Here is a 24,465-nt window from a genome sequence, read left to right on the forward strand (position 1 = left end):
AGGCCTTGACGATGCCGCTCCTAATACTGCGTCCACCTTTTATCGCCTCCCATACTTGCGGAACAAGTAATAAATCCCTCCAACTACGGCTGCAATCACCAAAATACCGGTGAATCCCCAAAGCACAGAGGTCTTCACTGTTACCCTGAATTCCGCATCATCAGAGGCTTCCGGTGAACGAACCGAAAATACGGAGGCATAATCACCCGCAATGGCTTTATCCGACGATTTCAGCGACACCTGTACACTCGCGCTTTTTCCTGGCTCCAATTTAGCGATGCGGCGCGGCTCAAAGGTCGCCTCCCAATCCGAAGGAAGCGTAGAAGACAGCTCCAAATCAGTCAAATCGGAGGAGCCCTTGTTAGCTACCACAAGCTCCAGCTTCCTCTCTCCACCGGCCGTTACATCCGTAGATAGCACGCCCTGCGGCGTCGATAACGCTACCTCGTAGGTTCCGGTAATTACAACCTCCAGCTCCAGCTTGGCACTTGTTCCTCCGGAAGTCGCTGCGACAGGAATTTTATACGATCCGGCAGTTACATTTTCCGGCGGCTTCGCATCAATGCTGACCGTCTTGGAGCCAGACGCATCCACACTCACGGAAGTGACCTTCTGCCCGCCTTCGGCAAAGGTTACAGCCCAGCCGCGCGGCGCCTCGGCGGTTAAGGCATAAACCTGCTTATCCGCTGTGCGGTTCCGCAAATTCGCACTGAAGCTGAAGGACGAGGACGCGCTGCCTTGGCGATTCGGCTGCTCAGACGTCAGCTCCGTGCGAAAGCTTCCTTGTTCCGCTACACGAATCGTCAGAGGCAGCACACTTTTGCCTTCCGCTTCTAACGTGACACGATATTCCCCTTTTTCCACTTTAAGCGGCACTTCCACCTCAAGATTTAGCGATTGGGTGCTGTTCGGCTTAACCGACAGCTCGGAAACGGACCAGCCTCCGGCTGTCAGCGTATGCTCCCAGCCCTCCGGTCCGCTGATCGTAAAGCGTGCCTCCTGAACACTGCCTGTTTGATTTAAGACATCAATCGAATAATTGATCGTTTCCCCCGGCATTACAGATATATCCGTATAGGGCGTATACAAAGTGACATCCCCCTGTGCCGCGAAAGCAGGTGTCGGCAGCAGCCCGCCAAGGGCAAGCGCCATACCAAGCACCATCGACAGCATCGTTCGCAGCAGTCTCCCCACCGCCGCATTGACCGAAAAAGTAATGCTTCCCGTCTTACCCGCATTCCTCACGTTGCAAGTCCCCCTTATCCATCATTTAAAAAATTTCACCCCTACTACGCAGCAAAAACGCCCTTGGATGAACCGCAACCTTAAAAAACGTTAAAAATTCGCTTAAAAAACAATTAAAAATAAAGGAGCCGCTTTTGTGCGCCCACCTTTTTTGATAGAAAAATAAGGAGAGGACTATTTAAAACGGAGGGACATTCACACATGGATTACCGGGAGCAATCCGACCTGATTCAGGAGCTGCTGGACGGTAAGAAAGCGGCGTTTGATCGGTTTTATGACCGGTACGCCCCTCTTGTTGTCCATATCGCTCAGCGAATAACGGGGGATTGGATGGAAGCAGAGGATATTTGCCACGAGGTTCTGCTTGAGGCACTTCGCAAGCTGAAGGATTACGACCCGAAACGTGGCTCGCTGGATGCTTGGATTTCAGTCATTGCCAAAAGCAGGAGCCTAGATCAATTACGAAAGCTTGAAAAGATGACAGCCAAAACAATGGACACGCTGCCGGAGCATCGGACAGCCTCATTTTCACCCGAGGAAGCACTGCTGCGCAGCGTTCAAAATCAAGAGCTCGTCGCAGCTCTTCATCGGCTGCCGGTTCAACAGCGCGAGGCACTGCTGGCAACCTATTGGAAGTCACTTACGCATAAGGAAACGGCGGAGGCGCTGGGCAGACCTTTGGGTACCGTGAAATCAGTAATTCGAGCGGGAATCAACAATATGAAAAAGCAGCTGACAGCGCTGCAGCAAGGGGGGACGAAGGATGAATCCTATGAATCGCCAAGAATGCGCGGATGAAATGGAGATCATCGATCTCGCTGCGGGGAGACTGCCTTCTAACAGGTCGAAGCTGCTGCATAGCCATATCAGCCAATGCAAAGCTTGTTTTGCCCTCTATCAAGAATGGATGTCGCTGCTGCCAACCGGGAACCATGAAAGCACCGAAATTCTTCCCGCTAATGAACATAAACGTCGCGTTCGCCGTCATTGGAGAACAATACGTGCCGCGAATACCCTTAAGCGGTTAGCACCATACGCCGCAGGTGCAGCCGCGGCGGTTTGGATTTCGTTAGTGGCCGTGCAATCCGGTTCAAACAGCCCTTCAGGAAAAACAGATCGTCTATTGTCCAATCCGGTTCAGCTGCTGGCCAACCATCCGCAAACCTCCGCCATTCATGTTCCCGTTGCGAATACGGTCAAGCCTTTACATGCAACCGTTCTTGTCAATGAGGCCACCGGAGAGCTGGCCGTGGCGGCATATGGCCTTTCCCCGATAAACGACCACGATTATCAGGCTTGGCTGGGATCAACCGGAAAGCTTCGCAGCGGCGGATTATTATCATTGCAAAACGGCATGCTCCAGCTTTACGTTAGCGGTCCCGACATCGTTGACAGCGACGATCTTATGGTTAGCATCGAACCGAAAGGCGGCAGCGGTCAGCCCACCGGACCTATTGCGATGTATGCCAAATTGAAGTCCGAAAAATATCAATGACCGGAGAACAAGAAGCTCTCCGGTCATTTGCTTACTAATTTAAAATCGAAGTAAAAATTGCTTCAGATCGCCCACTAGAACCTCGACCCGGTCTTTTTCTTCCTTTTCCTGCTCTTCATCTCCCAAGCCTTCGAATTGTTCTAAAACCGCTTGAGCAATGAATTCCGTACTAATTCCATGATGCTTAAAAATCGCGGTAAGCTGATCAAGCGTCTCATGATTTTCGATGATTTCAGTTAGCTGGCTCATAGGTCACACTCCTTAGTCCAATTTGCCGGTTTGGTTCGGCCGGTCTAAAAAGTTGTTGTCCATACTCGGATAGATTCCCCACAAGGTCCGCGGCATATGCACGCCCTGGTTTGTATCGCTATCTGTTGTTTCCACGCGATTATTATCAAGCACCGGATCTCCGCCTAATTCAGACGGAAAGAAACGTTCCGCCATCGCATTAAACGGATTTAGATAGGTACGTACGGCGCTTCCTTGATCAATACGCCCAACGTAATTCTCCAGCTCTCCCAAAAACTCAGGTTCCGCCGATATGAACACATGACGGATCGTCGTATCTCTACTGCGGATCAGATCCTCGATCTGCGTTTTCAAAAAGCTCGAAACCCCATTTGCCTGCGTCCCCGCTCCATATCCTAATGAGGATAAACCACCATAAGAGCCCTGCATTCCAGAGGCAGACGGAGCCTGTGGATTGCGAGTTTGCGCCGGGGGCTCTGTTGACAGGTCTGGTGCGCCTGCATTGATTTGTCCCGCATCGTTATACTGGCGCATCGTTCCGTTGTAATCGCGAATTCCCATAATTTTCGTAGTCCCGTAACGGCCTGTTTCCGTTTCCGCTCCTTTAGCGGCCATACCCGGAGCCGGGTTTGCGTCATTGCGGACCCCCGGAAGCTCAGTCCCGTTCTTCATATGAGCTCCGTTAGAACCGCTCAGCTTCTCGTGCAAACGGAGCCCGACATAAGCATTAACGTCGCTCACAAGCACAGTTGCCGATTCCACGCCGTCCAGCAGCGCGATTTGGCGGGCCAAATCCTCATTCACCGCGATGGTTCCGTTCGAATGCATTCCACCGCCGTTCATAAGCGAGCCATATCGTCCCCAAGACGGGTCACGGGGTTCACGATCGATGCCCAAATAGTTCGTGCTCAGTGTTTCATTACGGTTCCCATCCATTTCGAACGAGCCTGGAACCGCTCTTGCTTTAGAACCCGTATCGTCGATCTTTTGGGTTCCGCAGCCGGATAAAGCAATCATGGCCGCAATAGCTGCCGCTGATAAAGGTATCATTCGGCTTTTTGCCACGGTGACATCTCCTCCTTGAGCGCAAAGTGGTGATGCTTTTTTAGCATCCCCTCATCCTTTCACCCCACGCGGAGAAGTTTTTGCCGTAACCGGAGCAACATGTAAAAGCTTATACCGGCCGGCAGTACGACAGATTTCACTAGGTACCATCAAGTCATAGCGCCTAGTCACTTTCACAATCCCGGCAGACGATGCGAGCAAGCTGCGCCTGTTCAGCAAAGCCCTTCATAGCTGCCGTAAACCCTTGTACCTCGGCATTTCCCTCGTTTAGGATTCGAGCAAATTCGTCTCTTTCAAAAGCTTCCCGGCTTACGACAATTTCACCTTTTCCACCAAGTGCTTGGATTCGGGCAGCCATGTTCACGGTCCTCCCAAAATAATCCAAGCGGTCGTTCATGCCTACCGCAATAGCCGGCCCGAAATGAAATCCGAGCTTCATCGCCAAAGGAGCATTTCGGCTGTGCACGGTATTAAAGGCTTTCAAGCCGCGCATGATAAAAAGAGAGCACCGCATTGCATCCTCCGGCTTTATAAACACAGCCATTACCGCATCGCCGATCGTTTTCACAACACTGCCTTTATGCTTTCGTACCGCATCGTCTACAAAAGTAAAGTGCTTATGAACCGTTCCATATGCCGAAGCGTCTCCGACTTGCTCGTAAAATAAGGTGGAATCCAGCAGATCGCTGAACCAAATCGTAACGTTCTCTACTCCTACCTGTAGTCCAGGAGCAAGAACCTCCGACGAGAATAACCGGCGAAATTCAGCAAAGGCCGCAGCTTCCGCAGCAGTCACAATGTCATCCGAGGGCTGCAAAGCTTCCAAAGCGACTACAATGTCCCGGTCACCATGGTTTTTAACCTCAATATTCGAAGTCTCCAATGGAACAAGCAGCAATTGGTTTGCTTCAAAGCCGACTTCAGAATATACAATAGAACGCTCGGGCAAAGGAGCAGCTTGTTCTACCGTGCCGAGCGGATACAAAGCAGTCTCAAGCAGCAGCTTATGGTTGGTTTGAAGCGTACGCAGCCGATAAGGCCTGTCCATCGCCGTTGGGGCTGTAAAATGGGCGCTGGACCCCGGAGTAATTCTACGCTGCTCGCGAATATGCGGCGTGATCATCGGCCCGCCGATGCAGAAGGTGTTTTTAAAGGCAGGGCGGATCTGCGGGTGCACGGTAAAACATAGCTCAACATTCCGGTCAAACTGCAAATCGTAATCGATCCCGCAAAAATCGCAATGAAACGCATTTTTCAGCGCAGACATCGTGTTTACGCTCGACTTCACGACCCGGCAGTTGGGACAAAGCAAATTCCAGCTTAAATTTACGATTCCTTCTTTCGTGGCATACAGAAACCAGCGCAGCACCTCGTCCTTCTCCAGCTTCCACAGCTTGGCCAGTCGGTAGGGCCGCATATCAACAACATCGTCATCCCCGCCCAACGCAATCCATTCCTTCATCCGCTCACTTACTTTCTCTGAAACGGATTGCTTCCGCAATGAAAGAAGCTGCCGCTCCAAAGCAGCCTGATCAAAGCCATACCCTTCCTTCGGCTGCGGCAAAACGGTTCGCTGGGGCTGCTCCTCTCGAAGCTGAACGAACCGCTCGATATACTCTAACGTCCGTTTCATCGATGAAACACCCGTTGCATAAATAGCGGCCAGTCCGAGAAGTCCGCGCGGCGTAAAATCGGCAAACAGCGTAACTTCCGTACACACGGAACCTCGATCGCTCGTTCTGTCCTGAAGACGGACCCCTCCAACAAAACGCTGGATCGGTCCTGTTTTATAATTTCGAACCACATGATAAAACTCTTGCTGCTTCCATTCAAAGGGATGCTCGTCCCACGCAATCGGCACTATACCTGCAACCTTTGCTCTAATGGCACGGAACATTCCATGTTCCTCCCCCGGCTGAACCGGTACATTTTGAATCGAAAAGAGCCCGATCACTCGGTTAAGATGATCTGTATCGCTAAGGAGCTCCCACATCGTATCGATTGGATAGTTAACCGTTTTTGTATACGTAAAAGATTGAACAGGCAGGCCCATATGCACACTCCCGGAAGCAAGTTGCCTCTATTGTACCATGAAGCCGCATCCGGTAATGCCAATGGCCTGCCGCTATTTTCCCTGAACCATATGCAAAAGCCGATCAGACGTGTGCTGCCAGGTGAAATGCTCGAACACCCGCTTCCTTCCTGCTTCGCCCATCTGCCGCAGGAGCGTATAATCGGAGAGAAGCGTATCCAGCTTTTCGGCGATTTGCTGCCGGCGCTTCTTCGTATCGATTAGATAACCCGTTTTTCCATCGACTACAATTTCCCGCATGCCTCCGCCGTTTGTTGCGATCACAGGAACCCCGGCCGCCATCGCCTCAACAACAACAAGCCCAAAAGCTTCCGTCGGATCAGATGGAACGACAACGGCATCGGCTGCCGCATACCATTCATGGATCAGATTGTGATCCACAAAGGGAAGGAAGCGAATATGGTTCGGAATTTCGCTCGCGATCCGATGCAGCTTCTTTACGTAAGGAGTAACTCCGTTCCTTCCGTATTTCGCGCTCCCAATGACCAGAAGCACCGCATCAGGATGCTTTTCCGCGATTTCCTTCATGGCTTTTACGGCAAAATGTACTCCCTTCATGGGAAGCAGCCGGCCGACAAATAAGATCAGCTTTTTATCCTGTTCGTAACCAAGCTCATTCAGCTTCTTCCAGCGTAATAACTCGCCTGCTTCCGACCAGCGAGAAGGAAAGCCCTCCGCTTCCACCCCAAGATGGTTCACAACATATTTGCCCTTGTAAGCAGGATACTTTCGGATCAGCTCGCGTTTTAAATATTCGCTGTTCACGATTACCCTCTCTACCCGGCGAAACGCTCTGCAGACCTGTGCCTTCGTCGCGTTCGGCCTTGAAATGTAGGTAAGCGAATGCAGCGTAAGCCAAATCCGCTCCTTCGGATAACGGCGCTTCAGGCTGGAGGCCGCAATCGGCCGATTCTCCACAAGCACCACATCCGGCTGGAGCCGGGTCAGCCACTTCCCGGCCGATTCCAAATAAATGCGCCGCTTACGCGGACGGACGTGGCGGATTCCCGCCTGCTGCTCCACTCCCGGCAGCGATTCCGCTCTTCGGCTGAGCAGCGTAATCTCGGCATACGGCGCCATTCGCCGGGCCATATTATACACCGCCTGTTCAACCGAGCTGCTTTTGCCCGAAGGAACGGGAAATGTGCCCGGCGTAATCCAAAGCAGACGCTGCCGCTCATCTTTAATCATGGGCGCGCCTTCCTTCCGTATAACGGAATGAGAGCCACGGCGCTGCGGGTACCCCCCGCTTCAGCCTTCTCGGAAGCAATCCCGGCTCAATGGCTGCAAGCTTATCGGCGAGTGCGCGCTGATAAGAGGCGATGGCCTGCACGTGGGAAACCAGCTCAAGCTCAAACTTCGGCTCTACAGTTTGATCCGCTACCGATTCGATCATCTTTGTGACCGCCTTTTGACTGGCTGCAAGCGATTCTAAAATCGACAGCTGAAGCTCCAAACGGCGCGCGTCGTATGGTGATGTAAATCCGCTGCGCCACATTGATTTCATCCCCTTTGCTTAGTCATCATTATCCGAATCGGCGCCGAATTCCATAAAATTACCAAAGCCGCCGCCGGATGAACTGTCTTCATTTTCGTGACCGAGCACCAATTTCATATTTCTTGCTAAGCTGTTTTCCATTTTGGTAATCCCATCGATTACTTCGATCAGCTGCTCATGAAAGTCCAACGAGTGCTTGACTCCGTCTTCGTGAGCTTCAAACGATGCCGAATGAATTTGTCCGCACACCCAGTTTCGGCTTTTTTCAGCTTCCGCCGCCTTCGCTTCCAAAATTAAGGATACGTTGAACTGGATTTTTGCCATCGCATCCAAAATCGTCATATAGGACTGCTCGCGTTCCATTATTCCTCATCTCCCGGCTGCATTTCTTTTACAAGACATGTCAAATTTTCGGCTAGCGCTTCCTCCAGCTCCGACAAGCTGTACAAATATGCAGCAAGATTTTTCGTAAGCGAGAGCGAATGCTCCGCAATGTCCTCGGTTGTACAAAACGATGTGTTCCGGTCTGGAAGACCGCCGACGACCGCAGCCGCATGGATGATCGTGTCCCGCTTGGCTTCCAATATACGCGCAAGCTCGGAATGCGATTTTGCCATGTGATGCAGGATGGCGTTCGATTGATGCACATTCGTTCCTCCGTTTCTTCTCAAATCAGGATAAGGTCACTACAGCATATGCACCCCTGCGTTATACGGCACAGCTATTTACCTAAAATGAGCCGGTTCAGTACAGCAGCCGATTACGCGGCAGAGCAGTCCAACATAAAATAAGTTAAGCTTACAAGAGGGGAGGCCGATACCTTGAAGATATTGTTTACGTTCTTTGTGGCCAGCGGCGGGGTAGAGACGCAGAACCGATACCGCTGCAGAGCGCTTCACAGGCACGGAATTGCTGCGCATCAGCTGTATTTGCGTGCCGGGAGCGGGATACAAAATGTCGGAGCGATCCCTACATGGATTACGAACAGCGATGCGGAGATCAAAGCGATTTTGGACAGAGAGCAGTACGATGCCATTGTGGTCAGCTCCGATTTCTGGATGGTACAGCGGCTGCGCGCGCTCGGTTACCACCGCATCATTGTATATGAAGCCGTTGGATTAGGAGACCGAGCGGAGGCGGAGCAAACCATCATCCAAGCGGCACCGGTACTGTTCGCACACGCGAACGCCATTCTTCATCCGGTAACCCAGCACTTATCCGAGCTTTTCTCGCATCATTTGCCGACGTTTCCGCGTTCCGTGTTTCACCTGCCGTTTGAAAGCGACAGCTTCAACTACCGCTCCTACCCGGTTCGCCCTTTTCCGATCGTGGGCTGGATTGGTCGCTTTGAACCGAATAAAAACTGGCGGGGCTTTCTTGAAATTGGACAAAGGCTCATCGCACATTATCCTAATTTGCAGCTTCATGTGTTCGATGATGCCGACTTATGCCCGGAACAGGAAGCTTTCTTTGAAACCATTCGTCAGCTTGGCATTAGCGGGAACATCACGCGCCATTTTAATGTGCCGCACACGGTCATGCAGGATCATTTGTCCATCATCGGGGATTCCGGAGGTTTTTTATGCTCCACCTCCAAGATGGAGGGATTCGGTTATGCAGTTTTGGAAGCGATGGCCTGCCGTTGTCCGGTACTGACTACGGATTCCGACGGGGTACGCAGCTTCGTAACGCACAACGTAACCGGTAAATTTTTCCCTTATGGATATACCGATGTCGCAGTAGCCGAGGGGCTGCATTTGATGCAGAACCACCCTTTACGGGAAGCGATCCGGCAGCACGCGTACCATCATGTGAACAGTACGTTTTCGCCCGATCTATATGTAGTAAATTTAGCAAGCATGCTGCGTGCTATCGGGGCTGTGTAGGGGGAAGTGCAGGCAAAGTAACGCAGCGGCGCATCTTACTAGATCGCTACGCTGCGTTTTTTATACAACGGAAAAGCGAATTTATAACAAAACTAAAGGACTGCGCTGCCCAATTCCTCCACTGCCTTCGGAGTTATGGGCGCCAGTCCTTCTCATCGAAATAGCCTTATTCTTTATACCGTGCGCTCACCCTGTCCGTTACAATGCCGACCAAGCTGTGCGGTAATACGAATACGTTTCCTTCAGTGCTTCATCCAAAGCGTAACGGGGTTGATAACCGAGCAGCTCCCCCGCTAATCGATTGTCCAGGCAGCTGTGGCGAATGTCTCCTTCACGCGCAGGACGATGCACAACCGGAAGCCTTGTGCCTGCGGCTCTTTCGAGCAGAGCGATCAGCTCGTTAACCGATGTGCTTTGCGAAGTGCTCACATGCACCGTTGCACGATCACCGGCGGTAAGTGCAGCGAGATTGGCCCCTACGACATCCCGAACATAAACAAAGTCGCGGGTTTGCCCGCCGTCCCCGAATACGGTCAACGGCTCCCCTTTAAAAATTCGGGTCATGAATTGCGAAACGACCCCGCCTTCCCCTTTTGGCGTCTGCCGCGGCCCAAATACGTTTGCATAACGCAGGATGGTGTAATTCAACCCATAAAGCCGGCTAAACAATCGGATATAGCCTTCCGCTGACAGCTTGGAAAGCCCGTAGTAAGAGACAGGAACCGCGGGATCCGTCTCCTGAATAAGATTTGCTTCTAAATCCCCGTAAACCGCCGAGGTTGAAGCAAACACCAGCTTACCGACCGACGCATCGGCACACGCTTTTAGAAGCCGAACCGTGCCGAGTACATTCACATCGGCATCCATGGCAGGGTCGGCAATCGACCGCTGTACATCCGCCTGTGCCGCCAGATGAAAGACAGCCTTCGGCGCTAAACTGCGGACTAAGTCTGCCGTTTCCTCTGTCGTGATGTCCTGCTCATGCAGTGTAACTCCGCTTGGGATATATTCTCTTTTGCCCGTGCTCAAATTGTCTGCGATATGAACCTCGGCTCCCTGTGCGGCCAACTGCTCCGCAAGATGCGAGCCGATAAACCCTGCGCCTCCTGTAACCAATACCTTCATATTATTCCTCCGTCAAAATGGTCTTTCTTTCCACTTTATGTGGACGATACTCAGGTTGCGTGGGCCAAGTACCGGTTCAAGCTGGACCGCTGCCTTTTCCTTGGGGAAATAAGCAGCTGTCCAAGAATTTCGATACATTGCGGAGTACAATGCAGTAGGGCTCGCAAGGGCGCAGGTTTACTCCAAATCAAATAAGGAAGGTGCTTTAATGGCCGTATATCACATGGGCCGGATTCCGAATCCGCTTCTGGACGGTAACCGCGTATATCAAACGATGGAAATCCAAGTCCAAAATCACTCTCATGAACCGTTTAATGTGCTTATTTTAGTTTATCATGAAGAAACACTTCTCCGAGTCACGCTGAACAAAGTTTTCCCGGCTAACAGCCAAGGCTCTGTCCTTTCACTTGAACCGATATGCTGTGCGTATGATCAGCTCCATTTGCATATTGTAACGAACACCCCGGATTGTGCATCGGCTTCAATTCACGTTACGATGAGGGACGTACGCGGCGTAACGGTAGCCGAGTTTACGGAATTGGAATGCGGGATGGAAGAGGGCTGACGCGGGGAATACTTGAAGCGTAAAGGAGAGGGAAGAATCTGTCATCATGCAGGACGGCTTGAGGCCGTCTTTTTTCCATTATTAAGGACGAGCCCGAATCAAGGATACTGGTGAATGCATCAAGATGGGGTATGGACAAAGGCCCGCAGCCTGTCCGAACGCATGCCAAAAAATCGTTTCCGTCCAATATTGGCGGAAACGAAAATCAAAAGGTGTTACACGATAACTGAATCCGTAATTTCCTTTAGCAGCGTGTCGTCATGGAGCTGGTAATTCGCTGGTAGTCCCTTCAAGATTCGGTTCCACACATGCAAATTTACGAGTACCTCCGGATTGCTCGTTTCGATTCGGAACATTGAATTATAGAGATCACTAATCGTCATCATTTACCGCAGCCCTCCTTCCATACTCCTGCCCTTCTTCACAAGCTCTTGCGAATAAAGGGACATAAACTTGCCGATCATCGTATCAAGCGACCACTTCACCTGCGCCGATTGCTTAGCCTGACGTCCGAGTGCCGCGCGATATGCATCGTCCTCCAAAAGATGAAGGAGATGATTTCGTAATCCTGCAGTATCGCCATTCGAAAAGATGAGTCCCGTCTCTCCGTGGCTGACCATTTCCGGTAAGCCGCCGGCATTACTCACAATGGCTGGCAGACCCGCCATTTGCGCCTCCATAATAGAAAACGGCATATTGTCATTCAGCGTGGGCAGCACATACATATCGGCTTTATGCAATAAATCAGCAATACCTTCCACTTTACCCAAGAAGCGAACATCTCCGGCTATGCCTAATTCTTTCGCTTGCGCGCGAAGTATATCCTCTTCAGCGCCCTCACCGGCAATCCAGCAGACCCAATCGTTTCTGTACTGCTTCACCTCGGCCAGAGCGTCGAGTAAAAGATGAACCCCTTTATAACGATGCAGTCTGCCTGTATAAACAATTACCTTTTTCCCGTAATCCCGTTCAACCGAAGACGTTCCTGTTTTATAAAACGTATCTGTGTCCAAACCGTAAGGGAAAACGGCAAACTGCTGATCGGGAATCGCGTACCGGTCAGTCAGCAATTTCTTCATCCAAAAGGTGGAGCAAACCGTAACATCCCCCGCGCTTGCCCCTTCCCGCTCCAGGGCATAAAAATATTGTTCAGCAAGCTGTGCCTGCCGGTTCTTCTCCGGGCTGCCGTCCGTTGTATATCTCAGCAGTTCGCCAATCTCACTCGTAAAGGAACCGTGTATGCTCGCGATTAGCGGGACATGCTGCGGTCTGACCCGGTTTAAGGCAAGCGTCGAAATAACGTCCTGAGTATGAATGAGATCATACTGCCCAACATTGAAATACCCGGCAGCCAATTCCATGCAATAACGATACAGTTCGTAATCCTTTACAAAGTCATGGATATAAATGTTGGGGACCTGCTCAGGAGAAAGCTTTGCGTTCAGGACGGGCATTACCCAATCCTTGCGGAAATGCTCATCGCGAGTCAGTAGATGAAACGACTCCATATCTTGCGAATGGCCCAATATATCGACCGTATGCCCCTGTTCCTCTAGCTTTCGTTTCATTTGCGTCATAAAGGGCCATACGCCGCCTAAATGCGGGAGCACCCAATACGTCGCGAGTAATATTTTCATAGTTGTAACACTCCTCTTATCCCCGGTCCCAAGCACCTAGCCGTATAGACGCTGCAGACGTTTCCGGTACTTATGCTTGATTCGTGAAATTTCCCGCTGGATGACAGGCCAATGTCGTTTGGTTCCCATTCCACCGTGCACGCGGTACCGTGTAAGCGGCTGGTTTAAAAAGTGAATGTCGTAGCCATTCACCAGCGCGCGGCACCAAAGCTCGTAATCATGCGTGTATCGAAAAACCGGATTAAATAAGCCGACATGCGTTAAGAGCTGCTTTCGCATGATGACCGTGCATCCATTCACCGGGCACGCCGACTTTAATGTGCGGTAAAATTCATGGGGCGACGGGTACGTCGGATTTGCCGATGGTTGAATGACTGCGCCATGTTCATTGATCTGGTCAAAATTAGTGCAGCTAAGCGAGGAATTGTGTTCCAGCATAAACTTAATCTGATTGTTTAGCTTGTCGGGATGAAATTCGTCATCTGAGCTGAGCCATGCGATATATTCTCCGCTGGCATGCTGAATGCCCTCGTTAAGCGCGGTTGCCGTTCCTCCGTTTGGTTTCGAAATCACATTGATCCGGTCTGTAAAAGGAGTAATTCGATCCAAATACATAGTAGCCCCGTCATTGACCAAGAGCACTTCATAATTCGGATAGTTTTGGCTCACCGCCGATTGCAGGGCGACTCCAACATATGGGTCATTATAAAAAGGAATAACAATCGATACTCTCGGCAGCATCGCTACTCTCCTTTCGATCTGTAATAATCAAGGGTATCTGCAACGGATTGGGAAAAGGGAATCGCAGGCTGCCAGCCCAGCTTTAGCAGCTCCTGCGTATCGGCTGGCTTCGACTGTGCGGCTGCTTTCGCCTCTCCGATCTCAAACGTGATCGGAACGCGGGCCTGCTCCTGAAACGTGCGCCCGATTTCAAGCAAGCTGCGCGTCACCCTCGAGCCAACCGGATAAATCGTTCCGGCCTTGCCTAGCACAAGCAGCTTTTCATAAGCGCTAACCGCGTCTCGCACATCCAGATAGTCCCTCTCCTCATACCGCGAGGACAGCGTGAACGGCTGCTCTGTTTCACCGCGTTCTCTGCGAACGACATAGCGGGCAAGCAGTCCGCATACGCCTGTCGACGGTCCCGGGCCTACCAGGTTCGTTGGCTCCGCAACCATAACGTTCATTTCGAACAAATGTCCGAACGCCAGAGCCAGACTGCTCTGCTGCGCTTTGAAAAAACCGTACGGATGCGCAGGCTGGGTTTGACCCTTTAGCGCGGCGGAGCTCAGGTTCGAGCCTACGACGAGAGTCCGGCTGTGCGGGTAATGGCGGACCGCGTTCAGCAGGTACAGCGTAGCGGCGACGTTGGTACGGAAGCTCACAGACGGCTCCTTCCAGGAATCGCCAACCGCATTTTGACCGGCGAGATGAAGCACATAGTCAGGCCTCACTTCATCGACAAGCTGCCTTACCGCTGCTTCGTCCGTTAAATCACAAGGGAGCTCGCTTACACCGGGAAGCTGCTCCTCCTTGGTTCGAAGAGTCCGCACAACCGCGGCCACTTCGTAACCAAGCTGGGAAAACCGGCGAACCGCATGCTGCCCTGTAAATCCGCCGGCTCCGGTAATCAAGATGACCGGCGTTTTCACCGCCGGTTCATCCAATCGCGCATTTCCTGCAGCATTTGCTCATAACCGCACACGCTGAACGCTGCGTCTTCCCGGGTATTAACGAGCGAACGGTCGTTGCGGATTTCATCGTCTGGGATGATTTCGACGTTATTTTTATCGAAAGTACGCTGAAACAGGTGAAGCAGATCATGCTTGCTGATTTTTTTGGGAGCGGTCAAATGAATCAAACCGCTCACTGGACGTTCAATATAATAGTCAATCGCTTTCGCAAGCTCCAATGTCGTCACACCGTTCCAAAGCACGTTGCGGTAACCCTTTATCGTGCCGCTCCGACTCATAAACCATTCGAACAGCCCAATGCCGCCGCGGCGAATTTCCGGACCGATTATGGATGTCCGGATGGTCATATGCGGCGCGCGGACAACTTCCCCAAGACACTTCGTCCGGGCATAGACGGTAACTCCGTCCGGTTTATCCTTCTCCGTGTAATTGCCGCGGTTTCCAGTGAAGACGCAGTCGGAGCTGATATGAATGACCTTAGCCCCGACCCGATCCGCCGCATCGGCCAATCGATGCGGCAGCAAGCCGTTGACCAGGTACGCGTCAATCTCGTTCTGCTCGGCGTATTGGTTGAGGAGCCCGACACAGTTAACGATGATGTCGGGGCTCACTGCATTAACAACACTGTCCACTTGGTCGTACTTACGTACGTCCAAGTAAAGGGTGTTCGGGTCCTTGCGTTCCCGGCTCGTATAGAATACGCGGAAGTTCTCCTTCTTGCGGAAATAATCTGCGATGACATGCCCGGCCATTCCATTTCCTCCGATGACAAGAAGCTTTGTTATCATGAAATGAAGCCGCCTTTCACAAGCATTTGGCGAATTTGCTCCTTGTTCATCAAGTTTTCGGAGGAGGAATAGCTGCCCATCGCTACAGGCGTATAACCCGAGTAATGACGCTTGAGTCCGGGAATATCAAGCGGAGGAAGCACCACATAGTTCTCTTGATCGAAATGGTACGTCGATACGCTCTCGAATTCTGAGAACAAGATTTCATGAATTTTTTCCCCTGGACGAATTCCAAGCTCAATCGTCTTTACATTTTTGACACCCATCGCTTCACCAAGCACTTCAGCCAAGTCGATAATGCGGCAGGTCGGCATATGCATAACAAAGGTTTCTCCGCCAATGCCTTCCTTCGTGGCGCGAAGCAGCAGACCGATCGCTTCCTCCAAGGTAAGGAAAAAGCGCGTCATGTCTCTGTGGGTAATCCCTACCTGCCCTTTCTCACGGATCTGCTTCTTAAACAAATGAATGACACTGCCGTTCGTACCCAGAACGTTGCCGCCGCGAACGCACATAAACTTCGTGTTTGTTTTCAGCAGATTCGCATGAATCGTCAGCTTTTCTCCAATGGCCTTGGTCATACCGTAAAAGTTCGACGGATTCGCCGCTTTATCGGTCGATACGTTAATGACCTTCTCAACATTGTTTTCAATCGCAGCATGAATCAGATTTTCCGTTCCCTCTACGTTCGTTTTCAGCGCCTCGTACGGCTGCTCCTCACAGACCGGAACATGCTTTAAGGCTGCCAAATGAAACACGTAGTCGATCCCTTCGCAGGCGATCGTCAAAGCTTCGCGATCACGTACGTCGCCAATGACAAAGCTGAGCCGATCGTCGTCAAACGCGCGCTGCATGGAAACCTGGCTCGATTCGCTTCTCGAATACACAACAATTTCTTGCGGTTCCCGGCTTAACAGCTGGGTGACAAGCTCATACCCCCAAGATCCTGTACCACCGGTTACCAAAATACGTTTGTTACGAAACATCCGTTTTCCCTCCCAGTACATATTTAACGACAATGTCCGAAACATCAGGGGCCGTATATCCTGCCGGGCATTCCCATTTGGTGTTCATTTCCGACATGAGCCGTACGGCATCCGCAATCCGCTTCGAATCGAGTCCGGTTACCACATTGCTGCCGCAGTCGACGGTTTCCGGACGCTCAGTCGTATTGCGGATTGTGACTGTAGGAACACCAAAGATACAGCATTCCTCCTGCACGGTCCCACTGTCGGTAATGGCGCACTTGGCATGCTTCTCCAATTGGACGAAATCGAAGAAGCCAAACGGTTCATGAAATTCTACAAGCGAATGAAGCTTGATATCAGGTTGGTTTTCCAGTTTCGATCGAGTGCGGGGATGAATGCTGCATATAATCCGGTGTCCGCTTTGTTCTGCTGCGGCGTTCAAGCCGCCAATAATTGCGGCCAGATGCTCCGGATGATCGACGTTTTCTGCACGGTGTGCGGTTACGAGGTAGTATTGCTGCGGCTGAAGCTGGAGCTTGTTGAGAATCGTACTGGATTCGATTTGCGGCGTATAATGCTGAAGCACTTCGTAAATCGGATTGCCGGTTACGATAATCCGATTTACAGGGACCCCTTCCCGCAGCAGGTTTTGTTTGCTCTGCGGCGTATAGGGCATGTTGATGGTGGAAATTGCATCGATGACCTTCCGGTTTTTTTCCTCCGGTACTCTCAGATCGTAGCAGCGGTTTCCCGCTTCCATATGAACAACAGGGATCCCCATGCGCTCCGCTAAAATCGCGCAAAGCGCGCTGTTCGTGTCCCCAAGCAGCAGAACCTTATCAGGCTGCTCCTTCTCCAATATGGCTTCAAATTGCGAGTACATGGCGGCCAGCTGGCCGCCGAGCGAGGCCTGCGCGTTCATCAACACGTGATCGGGCTTACGCAGCCCAAGCTCTTCAAAAAATATATCGCTCAAGCTTCTGCTGAAATTTTGACCGGTGTGCACCAGCACATGGCGGTCGGCGTTTCGGTCAAGCTTCGGAATGATTAGACTGAGGCGGATGATTTCCGGCCTCGTGCCCAGTACGGTTACAATCCTCATCCCGCTCTCCTCCCCATTTTCCGTTTTCTGTTTTTGATCGTGCGGGTTTTGCGATGTCGTTTGCCGCCCTTCGCTTTACTTGGCTTGTGACGGCGGCGTAAACGAAGCCCCTTCTTGTGCGCACCGCGCTTACTGCGAATGATTTTCGCCTTTTTGCGCTTGCTCTTGCCCGCCTTCCGCTTTACGGCGACAGGCGTCATTCGGGCCGAGAATGGCTCACCTTCCGGCAGACTGCCTATTACCTCGTCCGAAAGCGTCACGACACGCTCGAACCGGTAATTCATCCAACGGAACTGTTCCTCGGACTGGAACGGATGCCTGATCCCGTTCTTGATCAAGTAAACAGTCGGTCCGCTTCCCTTTGCTAAAAAAGTGGATGGCGCGTGAGTGGAAAAAGGAGGCTTTTCACTAACCCGTGCTCCTGTCGAATAAGCATGCAGCTCAGCATCCGGCAACGTGATAACCTCTTCCCACGAATAGCGGTAAAATTCAAATGCTTCTCCGCTGGAAAAAGGCCGTTTCACATCGTTTTCCAGCAGGAACACGGCTGTCGACCGTTCTCCCTTGAGCAACGTACCGCTCGGAAAGCTTTTCATTCGCCCGGCTGTATGCTGCTTAGCGCTGTGAATCGTCGGCATAAGCTGCTGAAGCCAAGCATGAAGTCTTCCTTGGTACGCTCCTTGACCAAAGACGCTGCGTACCGCGTGGGATCCGTGCACTGCTGCCGCTGCCCTCAGCGCCGGATCGATGCACAAGGCTTTAACGCGTTCGGCAAGCCCGGCAATGTCCCCTTTCGCAGCAATAAACTGCGATTGCCCGGTCGAATCCAAGATTTCCCGAAGACCGCCCGCATCGTAGGCCACGACTGGCTTGCCGTATACGAGTCCCTCCAGGGCAGTCATTCCAAACCCTTCATCCACAAGACTTGGGACGACAAGAATATCCATTACGGCGTATAGATCGCAGACGTCCGGCTCAAAGGGCAGCATGAGAAACCGCTCGGAAAAACCGGAACCCTCAATCAACTCGACGCATTGGTGATAATAGCCCGGTTCCCCAGGGCTGCCATAGATGACAAAACGCACATCTGGATGCTGACCGGCTATTTCAATGGCCATCCGTACAAAATGCTCAAGCCCTTTATTCGGGTAAAATACGGATGATACGTAGCCGACGCAGAGCTCATGCTCACCGATCCCTCTCGTTGTGCGGAGCAAACTGCGGCGGCTCTGAACGTGCGCCTCGTCAGCCGAATCGCTCCAAGAGGGATACAGAATGACGCTCTTGTGCCGGAGTGAGTCATTGCCTTCGTAGAGCGGCTTCAGCGTCGTATGAGAAATACCGACAACCCAGTCCGCTTCGCGTTCGATAAACGACGCCACTCCTGCCAGATGCGTCCCCGCTTCCATCGCCTCAGTCACATTCCATACCACCGGAATCCCTAAGGCTTTTGCGGCCGCAGCGGGATACGGGTTGACAACAGTGTTGACCAGCACCCAATCTGGGCGATGCATGTGAAGCAGGTTAATAAGTCCGCCGCACGAAGCGCTATCTCGAAGCTGATTCAGCTCCATTTCCGTTGTGGCGTCCGCCTGATACATGCTCCAAAGCAACGGATAATCGTAGACAACAACCGAAATTCCATCGTTTCTCGCCGATTCTGCCAGCATCCCTTCATTCGGAACAACAAGCACGCAATCAAACACATTAGAAAGCTCTTTAGCCAGAAAATGGAGGAGCCGTTCTGCCCCTGTAAAATAGTCGGCGTTGCATATATGAGAAAACATCATTACTTTTCCTGTGTGAACAGTCATAGTGTCATACCTTAACCGGCGGGAACAGGTATGGAATTCACCTCCTTCGGTGTGGTCATACCAATATATGGGTCAGCCTGCCGGGGGGGCACGGACAGTTGAACCGGATGCATCCGTCTAAAATTGTACCCCCGCCGGACCGCCTTGCCATTCGCCGGTTGTTATACGGAAACAAGCTGCTGCTCGAGCGCCCCGGCCTCAGCGAGACCCTTCGCGAAGCCCGAATCAAACCCTCTGTCATAAGCGATATTAAATGCATCATTGTAAGCTGTGTTGTATGCAGCTGAATCGAATCCTTTTTTGCGGCGGACAGACCCTCTCACCGCATGCTGACGCTTCTTCTTGGTTAATACACGACGTTTCTTGCCTCTGACTTTGCGGGATTTTTTATTTTTAATTGCTGCCATCCGGTTCCCCTCCTTCTTTAGCTTCCAACTATAATTTGCAGCATCTGAGTCAAACGGTTGGCGTACGTGTGCTCACGCCGAGTACGTTCAAGAGCACGGAGCGCGATCGAACGCCGCTCCTCCTCATGATTCAGGTAATAATCCAATTTTTGAATTAACTCCTCCGGAGAGGAGTAGGTGACGATCTCCTCGCCCGGTTTATAGAAGCGGGTGAGATCGCTGCGCGCATCTGTCAGCTGCAGTGCCCCGGTACTGCATATTTCAAACGTGCGCGGGTTCGGCGACATCGCCTCAATAAGCCGGCTGTTTTTATTGTAGGAATCGTCATTATGAGCCCGATGCATATTGATAACAATCCGGGTACCGCTGTAAAAATACGCTGTTTCCGCCGCTCCCATCCAATGGTTGAGGCGAATTTTTGGCGCCAGCAGCTCATAATTGGATAAGCGATCCCACCAAATACCGACAATATTCATCTTTTTGTCCGATAGAAAAGGAGCCATCTTATCAAAGAAAGCAACACGGTTCCAGTAGGCGCTGCCGACAAACCCTACATCCCGATTTTCTCCATAGGGCACCCGTTGAGGCACATAGAGATTCGGGTCTGCAGCAAAAGGCAAATAATGAACCTGACTGCAGCCATACGACTGGTATAAAGAAACACAGCTGAGATCCAGGGTAAATACATAATCGTAATGCGGGGCAATATCCACCGTCATGTCCGTGTAGTAAGGATCGTCGGTAAGCCATATCGCTGTTTTTACTCCGCGCGCACGTACACTATCGATTGGCTCGACGGGATAAGACAATCCGTCAAGCACGAGAACGAGCTGCGGAGAAATAGCGTCGACGGCCTGAACCAGATCTTCTTCCGGTTGAACCACGTGCAATTCGCTCACTAGCTTTCCAAGCGTCTCCATGATCGAATGATCCAACGGTGAATAAGGGAACCCTTTGCCGCTGGCCACATAAATCATCTTAAGATCCCAGAAGGTCGTCGGCTCCGCCGACACCTTGCGCACGACTGCTTCACGGCGTCCCGTCCAGTATCCGTAATCGGATCCTAATTTGTAGCCTGCATGGTAGCCGTCATTCCAACCTAATTGCGGCCCCGTTACCGCCGCTTTCTTTCTTTTTTTCATATTCCTCCTCATCCTCCGAACACGGCATGGAGCAGACGATGAACGCGGTTATCGTAAGAGTGCTCCCGTGCTGTCCGGCCGAGAGCACGCAGTGCCGCTTCCTTTCGCTGTTCTTCATGCCGCAAGTAATATTCTATCTTCGCTATGAGTTCATCTGTCGTCTGAAATACACCGACTTCACTTCCAGGAACGTAATAGGAAGGAAGGTCATGGCGCAAATCCGTCAGTTGAAATGTGCCGCATGCGGACATTTCGAAGGTGCGGGGGTTAATGGATAACGCCGGTACTCCACGGCTGTTTCGGTTATCCGGTCCTGGCTTCCAGGAGCGGTGTAAATTAATCACAATCTTGGCACCGCTGTAGTAGAACGGCGTTTGCTCGGGAGGAATTCCCTCCGAAATAATCGATGAAGCAAGCTTTTTGTAGTGCTTCAAACGATCCCACATTCCTCCTGCGATGATGACCTTTTTGCCCCGCAGAAAGGGTGTCAACCGATCAAACAACTCGATCCGGTTCCAAAACCCCGTACCGATAAAGCAGAGGTCCGCTCGATAGTTCATACCGGCAGGACGCGGACGAAACACTTCCAAGTTGGCAGCAAGCGGCAAATAGTGCACCTGTCTGCAGCCTGCCCCTCTGTATAGCTCAATGCAGCCAAGCTCGTGAGTAAACACATAATCAAAATGGGGAGCAAGCTCTACTGTGAAATCCGTAAAATAAGGGTCGTCTGCAAACCATACCGCAGACGGAATCCCCATCCCCCGCACTGTGTTCAGCTCCTCAACCAAGGTAGCCGGAAACGTGTGCAGGCCATTCATCACCAGCAGCAAATCCGGCTGATGCGCGGCCGCCTGACCGGCAAGATCCGTCTGCTGCCCGACAATCAGCTCTGCCGATTGCTTCGTTAGTGCGGAGATGATTCCGCAGTCAATCGCAGGAAACCCCTGCGGAATAAACAGCACGCGGAGCGGCCACGCTTGATACTCTGCAGGAGGAATGCTGCGAAGCAGCGCCTCGCAGCGACCGTAATGATAGCCGTGCTCCTCCCCCAAACGAAACCCAGCCTCAGACCCGCGGATAGCTGCTGTTTCCTTAGGCATACTCATTCCTCCAAAAGCCAAATTGGTGCTTTACGCCCCTGCTCATTTTCCGTTCTCCCCATCGTCCTTGGACAGCCGATCTGCAGCTTCCCGCAGCGACTCATGCGTTCCCGCATCCGTCCACCAGCCTTCCAGCACGTCATAGGTTAACGTGCCGGCCTCCGCATAAACGTTGTTCACATCGGTAATTTCCAGCTCGCCACGGGCCGATGGCTTTATCCGTCTCACGATATCGAACACTTCGGGATCGTACATATAAATGCCGGTAACGCTGTAGTTCGATTTCGGATGCTCCGGTTTTTCTTCAATTGAGGTAATCCGTCCGCCGTCCAATTCGGCAACACCGTAGCGGCGGGGATCCTCTACCTCTTTAAGCAGCACCATCGCTCCGGAAGACTGGCTCTCATATTTCTTGACGAACGGGTCCAGCGAATCCTCGAACAAATTGTCGCCTAACAGCACAATAAATTTCTCATCGTCGCCAATGAACGACTCTGCAAGTCCGAGCGCCTGGGCAATTCCTCCGGCCTCATCCTGTACTGCATAATGAACCTTCATTCCCCGTTCCGCGCCGCTTCCGATATAAGCGGCGTACAGCCCGATGGACTGTGCTCCGGTTACAATCATTACTTCGCGGATTCCCGCGGAATGAAGCTTCTCCAATGAATAATGAATCATCGGAAATTTTCCGACCGGCAGCAAGTGTTTGTTCACCACTGTGGTAAGCGGACGCAGCCGAGTCCCGCTTCCTCCTGCTAATATCACACCTTTCATCGTACCGATCCTCCTTCTCCGAATTTAAATATAGCGATGGGGATCGAAACCCCATTTCTCCATAAAAAGCTGATGATTTCGTTCGATTAAGAGCTGTAGGGATTCCGGTTGATTTTGCCGGAAGCTTGCGCTCCCATAATGATGCACATGCGTATCGCCGCACATATAGAGCTGGTATCCCGCCTCGCGTGCCCGATGACAGTAATCGTCATCCTCGTAATGCCCCGGTGAGAAGCGTTCGTCAAGCAGACCGATCCGCTCCACCAGCTCGCGGCGGAAAACCATGCAGAATCCTACAAGCCTTTGCACCTCCACCCATTTTTCCGGATCGTGCCGGTTCGCCTCGGGTGTTAAAGCATGAAACTGCTCCAGTGAGCTGTACTGCAGTTCGGATTTCTGACTGCCGCTCACATAATTACTCATGGGACCTACAATACCGATCGAATCCTTCGCAAATAAACAGGCAAGCATATTGGACAGCCAGCGATGGCTCACTACGATGTCGTTATTCAGCAGCACCAGGACATCCCCGCTAGCCACCTGTAAACCGATGTTGCAGGCTTGGGGAAAGCCTAGATTGGCAGGCAGGGACACGAAGTCGATGGCTTCCTGCCTGCACCACTGCACAGTGCCGTCTGATGAACCATTGTCAACAACAATAATTTCATACGATCCAGCCGTGTAACGGCGGATGGATTCAATGCACGGAGCAAGCAGGTGCAGCCCGTTATACGTTGGAATAACGATACTCGTTTTCATTTCGTGCCCTCCCTTGTTACCGAATGCTTCTCTTTCGACAACGAATCAACCCGCTACTGAACAAATTCTCCCCGCAAGCGAAGCAGGTCAGGAAAAGTCATCCGATTTCCCTTTACCTCCAACGCGTGCTGAAGGGCCTCGATATGGTCGCCGATAATCAGCTCCGCGACAGGATTGCCCTCACCCGCATTTAAACTGCGGACACGGTTTCTTTGGATGACGTTTACGATTCCCGGCGCACTGATGCGAAGGCCGCTGAGCGCTGCAATCGTTTGAGCCTTAGGCGGGACCACGAGATTCGGATATCCGATCACATCAATCGCACGCCGCGAAAGAGCATGCGGGACGGCCGTCATCGATGCGGCCCCCAGCTTCGAATGTCCCAGCACATGGTTTAAAAACTGCTTTACATAAGTCACGCTGTCCCTTCGATGAAACAACGGAAGCAGCGGGTCAATCCGGTTTAATGCAACGTCGTCGCCGGACGCTATGGAGGAAATGAATGGAATTAACTCCTCCGCCTTCACAACCATATCTCCATCTAAGAATAGAACGATCTCCGACCGGGTCAGCTTCGCCCCGACGCCTCGGCCTACGTCATGCCCGAGCGGATCGGTGAAATGAACGATAGCTGCGTCAAGCGCATCCCTCGATACTTCAAAGCTGCGGTCCGTCGCGCCGTTCACCACAACAACCACGTTAGCCTGCGGCAGACGTCCGAGCTGCCTGAGCAGCCGCGGCAGCGTGCGCTCCTCATTCATCGCCGTTACCACAATATCCAGCGGCTTAGCGACGGGGGGCAGCACCCAGTCGGGCGCCTTCCGCTTGCCATACAAGCCGCGCAAAAACGCTTTAGCTGCGCGGTGATACGTGTTCCATTTCCGCACTTTATTTTTACGTGCAGCATACCAGTCGGCCCACAGCTGGCCTGCCTTGACTTGATCCGCTGCGGACCGTCCCAGCTTACTGCTGCCCCCCAAGCGTTTGCCTGCAGAAAAGGCGGTTCTGGCAAATACCGTGTTCTTTTTTGTTTTATTCGTCTTCGTCGATTGATTCAAAAGGC

The 24,465-nt window shown here is 52.0% G+C and carries 27 protein-coding genes; 4 read left to right on the top strand and 23 right to left on the bottom strand.

All coding sequences use genetic code 11. The features are described 5' to 3' along the window. Positions 1–39: 39 nt before the first annotated feature. A complete protein-coding gene (locus tag GQS10_RS06895) occupies positions 40–1,245 on the bottom strand; it encodes a COG1470 family protein (RefSeq protein ID WP_341805020.1) in 1,206 nt (401 codons plus the stop codon). A gap of 201 nt (positions 1,246–1,446) precedes the next feature. Between GQS10_RS06895 and GQS10_RS06900 the strand changes: the two genes are divergently transcribed. Both GQS10_RS06900 and GQS10_RS06905 read left to right on the top strand, forming a co-directional pair. Further along, entirely contained in the window at positions 1,447–2,043 is a 597-nt protein-coding gene (locus GQS10_RS06900; RefSeq protein WP_166240426.1) for an RNA polymerase sigma factor, read from the top strand. Further along, positions 2,009–2,740, top strand: a complete 732-nt coding sequence (locus GQS10_RS06905) for an anti-sigma factor (protein ID WP_166240428.1) — start codon at positions 2,009–2,011, stop codon at positions 2,738–2,740. The genes GQS10_RS06900 and GQS10_RS06905 overlap by 35 nt, the downstream gene beginning before the upstream one ends. A 39-nt stretch (positions 2,741–2,779) precedes the next feature. On the opposite strand, the gene GQS10_RS06910 is transcribed toward GQS10_RS06905, so the two are convergent. From GQS10_RS06910 to GQS10_RS06940, 7 genes are all read right to left on the bottom strand, one after another. Next, positions 2,780–2,989, bottom strand: a complete 210-nt coding sequence (locus GQS10_RS06910) for a hypothetical protein (RefSeq protein ID WP_166240430.1) — start codon at positions 2,987–2,989, stop codon at positions 2,780–2,782. A gap of 12 nt (positions 2,990–3,001) precedes the next feature. Then, entirely contained in the window at positions 3,002–4,054 is a 1,053-nt protein-coding gene (locus GQS10_RS06915) for a YhcN/YlaJ family sporulation lipoprotein (protein ID WP_166240432.1), read from the bottom strand. Between the two features lie 163 nt (positions 4,055–4,217). Beyond that, positions 4,218–6,107: an adenylate/guanylate cyclase domain-containing protein gene (locus GQS10_RS06920; protein WP_166240434.1), complete on the bottom strand. Its 1,890-nt coding sequence runs from the start codon at positions 6,105–6,107 to the stop codon at positions 4,218–4,220. 72 nt (positions 6,108–6,179) lie between these two features. Continuing rightward, positions 6,180–7,337, bottom strand: a complete 1,158-nt coding sequence (locus tag GQS10_RS06925) for a glycosyltransferase family 4 protein (RefSeq protein ID WP_166240436.1) — start codon at positions 7,335–7,337, stop codon at positions 6,180–6,182. Continuing rightward, positions 7,330–7,644 (bottom strand): hypothetical protein, encoded by a 315-nt coding sequence (locus GQS10_RS06930; RefSeq protein ID WP_166240438.1) that lies wholly within the window; start codon positions 7,642–7,644, stop codon positions 7,330–7,332. The genes GQS10_RS06925 and GQS10_RS06930 overlap by 8 nt, the downstream gene beginning before the upstream one ends. Positions 7,645–7,662: 18 nt before the next feature. Further along, a complete protein-coding gene (locus GQS10_RS06935) occupies positions 7,663–8,007 on the bottom strand; it encodes an alpha-helical endospore appendage domain-containing protein (protein WP_166240440.1) in 345 nt (114 codons plus the stop codon). Continuing rightward, positions 8,007–8,291 (bottom strand): nucleoside-diphosphate sugar epimerase, encoded by a 285-nt coding sequence (locus GQS10_RS06940; protein ID WP_166240442.1) that lies wholly within the window; start codon positions 8,289–8,291, stop codon positions 8,007–8,009. Before GQS10_RS06940 ends, GQS10_RS06935 begins: the two co-directional genes overlap by 1 nt. 174 nt (positions 8,292–8,465) lie before the next feature. Between GQS10_RS06940 and GQS10_RS06945 the strand changes: the two genes are divergently transcribed. Further along, complete coding sequence (locus GQS10_RS06945; RefSeq protein WP_166240445.1) at positions 8,466–9,530, top strand: glycosyltransferase family 4 protein; 1,065 nt, start codon at positions 8,466–8,468, stop codon at positions 9,528–9,530. Positions 9,531–9,728: 198 nt separating this feature from the next. On the opposite strand, the gene GQS10_RS06950 is transcribed toward GQS10_RS06945, so the two are convergent. Then, entirely contained in the window at positions 9,729–10,655 is a 927-nt protein-coding gene (locus GQS10_RS06950; RefSeq protein ID WP_166240447.1) for an NAD-dependent epimerase/dehydratase family protein, read from the bottom strand. Between the two features lie 208 nt (positions 10,656–10,863). On the opposite strand from GQS10_RS06950, the gene GQS10_RS06955 reads away from it, so the two are divergent. Then, on the top strand, positions 10,864–11,220 hold the full coding sequence (locus tag GQS10_RS06955; RefSeq protein ID WP_166240449.1) for a hypothetical protein: 357 nt from the start codon (positions 10,864–10,866) through the stop codon (positions 11,218–11,220). A 215-nt stretch (positions 11,221–11,435) separates the two neighbouring features. On the opposite strand, the gene GQS10_RS06960 is transcribed toward GQS10_RS06955, so the two are convergent. From GQS10_RS06960 to GQS10_RS07025, 14 genes are all read right to left on the bottom strand, one after another. Then, the gene (locus tag GQS10_RS06960) at positions 11,436–11,606 is read right to left on the bottom strand and encodes a hypothetical protein (protein ID WP_166240451.1); all 171 of its coding nucleotides are present in this window, start codon (positions 11,604–11,606) and stop codon (positions 11,436–11,438) included. Next, complete coding sequence (locus GQS10_RS06965; RefSeq protein WP_166240453.1) at positions 11,607–12,857, bottom strand: glycosyltransferase family 4 protein; 1,251 nt, start codon at positions 12,855–12,857, stop codon at positions 11,607–11,609. 36 nt (positions 12,858–12,893) lie between these two features. Beyond that, positions 12,894–13,598, bottom strand: coding sequence for a glycosyltransferase (locus GQS10_RS06970; RefSeq protein WP_166240455.1), 705 nt, complete (start codon positions 13,596–13,598; stop codon positions 12,894–12,896). 2 nt (positions 13,599–13,600) lie between these two features. Further along, entirely contained in the window at positions 13,601–14,524 is a 924-nt protein-coding gene (locus tag GQS10_RS06975; RefSeq protein WP_166240457.1) for an NAD-dependent epimerase/dehydratase family protein, read from the bottom strand. Beyond that, positions 14,506–15,339 (bottom strand): dTDP-4-dehydrorhamnose reductase family protein, encoded by an 834-nt coding sequence (locus GQS10_RS06980; protein WP_166240459.1) that lies wholly within the window; start codon positions 15,337–15,339, stop codon positions 14,506–14,508. The genes GQS10_RS06975 and GQS10_RS06980 overlap by 19 nt, the downstream gene beginning before the upstream one ends. Continuing rightward, a complete protein-coding gene (locus GQS10_RS06985) occupies positions 15,336–16,322 on the bottom strand; it encodes a polysaccharide biosynthesis protein (protein ID WP_166240461.1) in 987 nt (328 codons plus the stop codon). The genes GQS10_RS06980 and GQS10_RS06985 overlap by 4 nt, the downstream gene beginning before the upstream one ends. After that, positions 16,312–17,406, bottom strand: a complete 1,095-nt coding sequence (gene wecB / locus GQS10_RS06990; RefSeq protein WP_166240463.1) for a non-hydrolyzing UDP-N-acetylglucosamine 2-epimerase — start codon at positions 17,404–17,406, stop codon at positions 16,312–16,314. Before wecB ends, GQS10_RS06985 begins: the two co-directional genes overlap by 11 nt. After that, a complete protein-coding gene (locus GQS10_RS06995; protein WP_166240465.1) occupies positions 17,403–19,193 on the bottom strand; it encodes a glycosyltransferase family 4 protein in 1,791 nt (596 codons plus the stop codon). Before GQS10_RS06995 ends, wecB begins: the two co-directional genes overlap by 4 nt. 188 nt (positions 19,194–19,381) lie before the next feature. Further along, positions 19,382–19,627 (bottom strand): hypothetical protein, encoded by a 246-nt coding sequence (locus tag GQS10_RS07000; protein WP_166240467.1) that lies wholly within the window; start codon positions 19,625–19,627, stop codon positions 19,382–19,384. A gap of 17 nt (positions 19,628–19,644) precedes the next feature. Next, positions 19,645–20,769 (bottom strand): CgeB family protein, encoded by a 1,125-nt coding sequence (locus GQS10_RS07005; protein WP_166240469.1) that lies wholly within the window; start codon positions 20,767–20,769, stop codon positions 19,645–19,647. A gap of 8 nt (positions 20,770–20,777) precedes the next feature. Next, entirely contained in the window at positions 20,778–21,869 is a 1,092-nt protein-coding gene (locus GQS10_RS07010; RefSeq protein WP_243735014.1) for a CgeB family protein, read from the bottom strand. A gap of 42 nt (positions 21,870–21,911) precedes the next feature. Further along, positions 21,912–22,643, bottom strand: coding sequence for a sugar phosphate nucleotidyltransferase (locus GQS10_RS07015; RefSeq protein WP_166240473.1), 732 nt, complete (start codon positions 22,641–22,643; stop codon positions 21,912–21,914). Positions 22,644–22,667: 24 nt separating this feature from the next. Beyond that, the gene (locus GQS10_RS07020; protein ID WP_166240475.1) at positions 22,668–23,402 is read right to left on the bottom strand and encodes a glycosyltransferase family 2 protein; all 735 of its coding nucleotides are present in this window, start codon (positions 23,400–23,402) and stop codon (positions 22,668–22,670) included. A gap of 53 nt (positions 23,403–23,455) precedes the next feature. Then, the gene (locus GQS10_RS07025; RefSeq protein ID WP_243735015.1) at positions 23,456–24,460 is read right to left on the bottom strand and encodes a glycosyltransferase; all 1,005 of its coding nucleotides are present in this window, start codon (positions 24,458–24,460) and stop codon (positions 23,456–23,458) included. Positions 24,461–24,465: the final 5 nt, after the last annotated feature.

This window comes from Paenibacillus turpanensis, assembly GCF_011421635.1.
Taxonomy (GTDB): domain Bacteria; phylum Bacillota; class Bacilli; order Paenibacillales; family YIM-B00363; genus Paenibacillus_AK; species Paenibacillus_AK turpanensis.

What these genes read in the sequence shown, in the direction of transcription:
- GQS10_RS06980 (WP_166240459.1), bottom strand. Translation starts at nt 15,339, where the DNA reads ATGATAACAAAGCTTCTTGTCATCGGAGGAAATGGAATGGCCGGGCAT.
- GQS10_RS06900 (WP_166240426.1), top strand. Translation starts at nt 1,447, where the DNA reads ATGGATTACCGGGAGCAATCCGACCTGATTCAGGAGCTGCTGGACGGT.
- GQS10_RS06970 (WP_166240455.1), bottom strand. Translation starts at nt 13,598, where the DNA reads ATGCTGCCGAGAGTATCGATTGTTATTCCTTTTTATAATGACCCATAT.
- GQS10_RS06920 (WP_166240434.1), bottom strand. Translation starts at nt 6,107, where the DNA reads ATGGGCCTGCCTGTTCAATCTTTTACGTATACAAAAACGGTTAACTAT.
- GQS10_RS07015 (WP_166240473.1), bottom strand. Translation starts at nt 22,643, where the DNA reads ATGAAAGGTGTGATATTAGCAGGAGGAAGCGGGACTCGGCTGCGTCCG.
- GQS10_RS06950 (WP_166240447.1), bottom strand. Translation starts at nt 10,655, where the DNA reads ATGAAGGTATTGGTTACAGGAGGCGCAGGGTTTATCGGCTCGCATCTT.
- GQS10_RS06955 (WP_166240449.1), top strand. Translation starts at nt 10,864, where the DNA reads ATGGCCGTATATCACATGGGCCGGATTCCGAATCCGCTTCTGGACGGT.
- GQS10_RS06910 (WP_166240430.1), bottom strand. Translation starts at nt 2,989, where the DNA reads ATGAGCCAGCTAACTGAAATCATCGAAAATCATGAGACGCTTGATCAG.
- GQS10_RS06935 (WP_166240440.1), bottom strand. Translation starts at nt 8,007, where the DNA reads ATGGAACGCGAGCAGTCCTATATGACGATTTTGGATGCGATGGCAAAA.
- GQS10_RS07020 (WP_166240475.1), bottom strand. Translation starts at nt 23,402, where the DNA reads ATGAAAACGAGTATCGTTATTCCAACGTATAACGGGCTGCACCTGCTT.
- GQS10_RS06925 (WP_166240436.1), bottom strand. Translation starts at nt 7,337, where the DNA reads ATGATTAAAGATGAGCGGCAGCGTCTGCTTTGGATTACGCCGGGCACA.
- GQS10_RS07010 (WP_243735014.1), bottom strand. Translation starts at nt 21,869, where the DNA reads ATGCCTAAGGAAACAGCAGCTATCCGCGGGTCTGAGGCTGGGTTTCGT.
- GQS10_RS06965 (WP_166240453.1), bottom strand. Translation starts at nt 12,857, where the DNA reads ATGAAAATATTACTCGCGACGTATTGGGTGCTCCCGCATTTAGGCGGC.
- GQS10_RS06930 (WP_166240438.1), bottom strand. Translation starts at nt 7,644, where the DNA reads ATGTGGCGCAGCGGATTTACATCACCATACGACGCGCGCCGTTTGGAG.
- GQS10_RS07000 (WP_166240467.1), bottom strand. Translation starts at nt 19,627, where the DNA reads ATGGCAGCAATTAAAAATAAAAAATCCCGCAAAGTCAGAGGCAAGAAA.
- GQS10_RS06960 (WP_166240451.1), bottom strand. Translation starts at nt 11,606, where the DNA reads ATGATGACGATTAGTGATCTCTATAATTCAATGTTCCGAATCGAAACG.
- GQS10_RS07005 (WP_166240469.1), bottom strand. Translation starts at nt 20,769, where the DNA reads ATGAAAAAAAGAAAGAAAGCGGCGGTAACGGGGCCGCAATTAGGTTGG.
- GQS10_RS06905 (WP_166240428.1), top strand. Translation starts at nt 2,009, where the DNA reads ATGAATCCTATGAATCGCCAAGAATGCGCGGATGAAATGGAGATCATC.
- wecB (WP_166240463.1), bottom strand. Translation starts at nt 17,406, where the DNA reads ATGAGGATTGTAACCGTACTGGGCACGAGGCCGGAAATCATCCGCCTC.
- GQS10_RS06985 (WP_166240461.1), bottom strand. Translation starts at nt 16,322, where the DNA reads ATGTTTCGTAACAAACGTATTTTGGTAACCGGTGGTACAGGATCTTGG.
- GQS10_RS06995 (WP_166240465.1), bottom strand. Translation starts at nt 19,193, where the DNA reads ATGTTTTCTCATATATGCAACGCCGACTATTTTACAGGGGCAGAACGG.